Raw genomic sequence first — 4,138 nt, 5'->3', positions numbered from 1 at the left:
AGATATTGATTTAATATACCCAAAGTAATTGAAGTTGCAGGTAGGCGGCAAGTGAACGAACCCCGATGAGCTGACTCAGGTCAGTGATTCGGGTGAGCGAACATAACCAACAACCCTGCGGCTTCAAGTACGAAGGGAATTAACACCCGGATGAGAAGAGAGTCTATGGCTGATTATAAGCCGACTACCAAAGCACCGAGCAAATACGGTGACATCATTTTCAGCGCGCTGGTTAAACTGGCTGCGCTGATTACGCTATTTCTGCTGGGCGGCATTATCATTTCATTGATTGTTGCTTCTTGGCCAAGTATTCAAAAATTTGGTTGGGCTTTCCTGTGGACCAAAGAATGGGATGCCCCGGCTGAGCAGTTTGGTGCCTTAGTGCCGATTTATGGCACAGTTGTCACCTCTGTTATCGCCTTACTTATTGCCGTCCCGGTCAGTTTTGGTATTGCCTTGTTCCTGACTGAGCTGGCCCCTAACTGGCTAAAACGCCCACTGGGTGTGGCTATCGAACTATTAGCGGCTATCCCTAGTATTGTTTACGGGATGTGGGGTTTGTTTGTTTTCGCTCCCTTATTTGCCCGCTATTTCCAAGAACCCGTCGGCAACGTGATGTCTGGCATCCCGATTGTGGGTGTGTTGTTCTCAGGCCCGGCATTCGGTATTGGTATTCTGGCCGCAGGTGTCATCCTGGCCATCATGATTATTCCTTACATTGCAGCGGTTATGCGCGATGTGTTTGAGCAAACCCCGGTGATGATGAAAGAGTCAGCCTATGGTATTGGCTGTACCACCTGGGAAGTTATCTGGCGCATTGTGCTGCCTTACACCAAAAACGGTGTGATTGGCGGTGTGATGCTGGGCCTGGGGCGCGCTTTGGGTGAAACCATGGCAGTGACCTTTATTATCGGTAACACCTACCAACTCGACAGTTTCTCACTCTTCATGCCAGGGAACAGTATCACCTCTGCGTTAGCGAATGAGTTTGCTGAAGCGGAATCCGGTTTACATACTGCCGCGCTGATGGAGTTGGGCCTGATATTGTTCGTGATTACCTTTATCGTGCTGGCGTTATCTAAGTTAATGATTTTGCGTCTGGCTAAGAAAGAGGGGCGCTAAGATGGCGACAATGGATATGCAAAGTGATGCGACGCTACTTGAAACCCGCCGTAAAAAGCAGGCCTGGCGTCGCCAAAAGAACCGTATAGCCTTACTGCTTTCAATGGCTACCATGGCGTTTGGTTTGTTTTGGTTGGTGTGGATTTTGTTCTCCACCGTAACCAAAGGAATTGACGGCATGTCTTTGGCGCTGTTTACCGAGATGACTCCACCACCCAATACCGCGGGTGGTGGTTTGGCTAACGCCATTGCTGGCAGTGGTTTATTGATTTTATGGGCCACCGTCATTGGCACCCCTCTGGGTATCATGGCGGGGATTTACCTGGCTGAATATGGTCGTAAATCCTGGTTGGCGGAAATTACCCGCTTTATAAATGATATTTTGCTATCAGCACCTTCCATCGTGGTCGGTCTGTTTGTCTACACCATCGTGGTTGCCAAGATGGAGCACTTCTCCGGTTGGGCTGGGGTGATTGCATTGGCGCTGTTACAAGTGCCGATTGTTATCCGTACTACTGAGAACATGCTCAAGTTGGTACCAGATAGCCTGCGTGAAGCTGCCTATGCCCTGGGAACACCGAAATGGCGCATGATATCGGCTATTACGCTGAAAGCGTCTATCTCCGGTATTTTGACAGGTATCTTGCTCGCGGTAGCACGTATTGCCGGTGAAACAGCACCCTTGCTGTTCACATCGCTCTCCAACCAGTTCTGGAGCACTGATCTGAGCCAGCCTATCGCTAACTTGCCGGTTACTATCTTTAAATTTGCCATGAGCCCATTTGCCGAATGGCAACAACTGGCTTGGGCAGGGGTACTGCTAATTACCCTGTGTGTATTGTTACTGAATATTCTGGCTCGGGTTATTTTCGCGAAGAAAAAGTATTAATCGGCTGCGTAAGTATCAGCATTGAGTAATGAAAATACCGAATCGCCAATAAATTTCAAAATGCGGCTACGGCGGCATTGGCTAAAAGAGAGAAGTCTTGATGAGTATGGCTACTGACATCAATAACAGCAAAATCCAGGTTCGCGATCTGAACTTCTACTATGGCAAATTCCATGCGCTGAAGAATATCTCGCTGGATATTGCTAAGAACCAGGTCACAGCATTCATCGGGCCATCAGGTTGTGGTAAATCTACTCTGCTGCGTACATTCAATAAAATGTATCAGTTGTATCCTGATCAACGTGCTGAAGGCGATATTTTATTGGATGGTCAGAATATCCTGACTGACAAACAAGATATTGCGTTGTTGCGGGCTAAAGTTGGCATGGTTTTCCAAAAACCGACCCCATTCCCGATGTCGATTTACGATAACATCGCCTTTGGTGTGAAACTGTTCGAAAACTTGTCCCGTGCCGATATGGATGAACGGGTGCAATGGGCGCTGACCAAAGCGGCATTATGGAATGAAACCAAAGATAAATTACACCAGAGTGGTTATAGCTTGTCAGGCGGGCAGCAGCAGCGTTTGTGTATTGCCCGTGGTATTGCTATCCGCCCTGATGTATTGCTGTTGGATGAGCCTTGCTCAGCGCTGGACCCTATATCCACCGGTAGAATTGAAGAGTTGATCAGCGAATTGAAGTCCGATTACACGGTAGTTATTGTGACGCATAACATGCAGCAAGCTGCCCGTTGCTCAGACCACACTGCATTTATGTATCTGGGCGAGCTAATCGAATTCAGTGATACCGATACCCTGTTTACTGCGCCACAGCAAAAACAGACGGAAGATTATATTACTGGTCGCTATGGCTGATCGGCCTATCCCCGTCATACTTCAAGCTGCATGTGCGTTGGCTGCTTTCGTTCACCCCAGTCACTTACTTGAGTAAGCTCCTGGGGATTCGCTCAATTGCCGCCTTCCTGCAACTCGAATTATTTAGGGTATACATCAATTTCGCCTACTTACACGTACGGGAAGTATTATGGATAACTTGAATCTGAATAAACATATTTCCGGCCAGTTCAATGCAGAACTTGAACATATCCGCACCCAAGTATTGACCATGGGTGGACTGGTGGAACAACAATTATCTGACGCGATCACCGCAATGCATAATCAGGACGGTGAACTGGCGAAGCAAGTAATTGCAGGCGATAGAAAGGTCAATATGATGGAAGTGGCGATTGATGAAGCCTGTGTGCGCATCATTGCCAAACGTCAACCTACGGCCAGTGATTTACGCTTGGTGATGGCGATTATTAAAACTATCTCTGAGCTGGAGCGCATCGGTGACGTAGCAGATAAAATCTGCCGTACCGCGCTGGAAAAATTCTCTCATCAACATCAGCCTTTGTTGGTTAGTCTGGAGTCTTTGGGCCGCCATACGGTGCAAATGTTGCATGATGTGCTGGATGCTTTCGCACGTATGGATTTGGACGAGGCTATTCGGATCTATCGCGAAGATAAAAAGGTTGATCAGGAATATGAGGGCATCGTGCGGCAATTGATGACTTATATGATGGAAGATCCGCGAACTATCCCAAGTGTGCTGACTGCCCTGTTTTGCGCTCGCTCTATTGAGCGTATTGGCGACCGCTGTCAGAATATTTGTGAGTTTATCTTCTATTTCGTCAAAGGGCAGGATTTCCGCCACCTTGGTGGCGATGATTTAGAGAAACTGCTTTCCAGTAAGACTGAAAAATAACGATTTCCCCAATCATCCTGGCGAATTAGGCAGGTTGGGGATTGTTTTTTGTATTTGCCCTCCTTTTTTGAACAATATAAAGTAATTCTATATTGTTTCATGTTTGTTTATATTCTAAATCCTAATTGATTGACATAATAAAATAGCATTGTGCTTCTCTGTTTTTATATATTCCTGATAATTTTGTTATTGGTGGGAAATATATTTTCCTTTTGACGGAAGGTGTATTTCCCATGTCGAAATTGTTTTAGGTGATATTTAAATTTCAGCTTAACATGATTATTTTGGTATGTTTTTACGCGGGAGCGGGATAAGTGAATATGGGCCTGTATACACACAAAAATGTAACGCTTAGCCT

At 46.4% G+C, this 4,138-nt stretch carries 4 protein-coding genes; all 4 read left to right on the top strand.

All coding sequences use genetic code 11. From position 1 onward, the window contains the following. The first annotated feature begins 165 nt into the window (after positions 1-165). The 4 genes from pstC (at position 166) to phoU (ending at position 3,780) form a co-directional block, all read left to right on the top strand. Entirely contained in the window at positions 166-1,122 is a 957-nt protein-coding gene (gene pstC / locus V2A85_RS22340; protein WP_005186724.1) for a phosphate ABC transporter permease PstC, read from the top strand. A 1-nt stretch (position 1,123) separates the two neighbouring features. Beyond that, positions 1,124-2,011, top strand: a complete 888-nt coding sequence (gene pstA, locus V2A85_RS22335; RefSeq protein WP_005186725.1) for a phosphate ABC transporter permease PstA — start codon at positions 1,124-1,126, stop codon at positions 2,009-2,011. Between the two features lie 100 nt (positions 2,012-2,111). Beyond that, positions 2,112-2,888, top strand: a complete 777-nt coding sequence (gene pstB / locus V2A85_RS22330) for a phosphate ABC transporter ATP-binding protein PstB (RefSeq protein ID WP_004713904.1) — start codon at positions 2,112-2,114, stop codon at positions 2,886-2,888. A gap of 169 nt (positions 2,889-3,057) precedes the next feature. Then, a complete protein-coding gene (gene phoU / locus V2A85_RS22325; RefSeq protein WP_049612252.1) occupies positions 3,058-3,780 on the top strand; it encodes a phosphate signaling complex protein PhoU in 723 nt (240 codons plus the stop codon). Positions 3,781-4,138: the final 358 nt, after the last annotated feature.

Origin of the sequence: Yersinia sp. 1252 StPb PI (genome assembly GCF_048593885.1) — a bacterium.
Taxonomy (GTDB): domain Bacteria; phylum Pseudomonadota; class Gammaproteobacteria; order Enterobacterales; family Enterobacteriaceae; genus Yersinia; species Yersinia enterocolitica_E.
Note: the sequence above shows the minus strand (reverse complement) of the source record. Positions and strands in the feature narration are given on the sequence as shown.

Bases quoted from the DNA above. Each gene is read 5' to 3' on its own strand.
- pstC (WP_005186724.1), top strand. From the start codon at position 166: ATGGCTGATTATAAGCCGACTACCAAAGCACCGAGCAAATACGGTGAC.
- pstA (WP_005186725.1), top strand. From the start codon at position 1,124: ATGGCGACAATGGATATGCAAAGTGATGCGACGCTACTTGAAACCCGC.
- pstB (WP_004713904.1), top strand. From the start codon at position 2,112: ATGAGTATGGCTACTGACATCAATAACAGCAAAATCCAGGTTCGCGAT.
- phoU (WP_049612252.1), top strand. From the start codon at position 3,058: ATGGATAACTTGAATCTGAATAAACATATTTCCGGCCAGTTCAATGCA.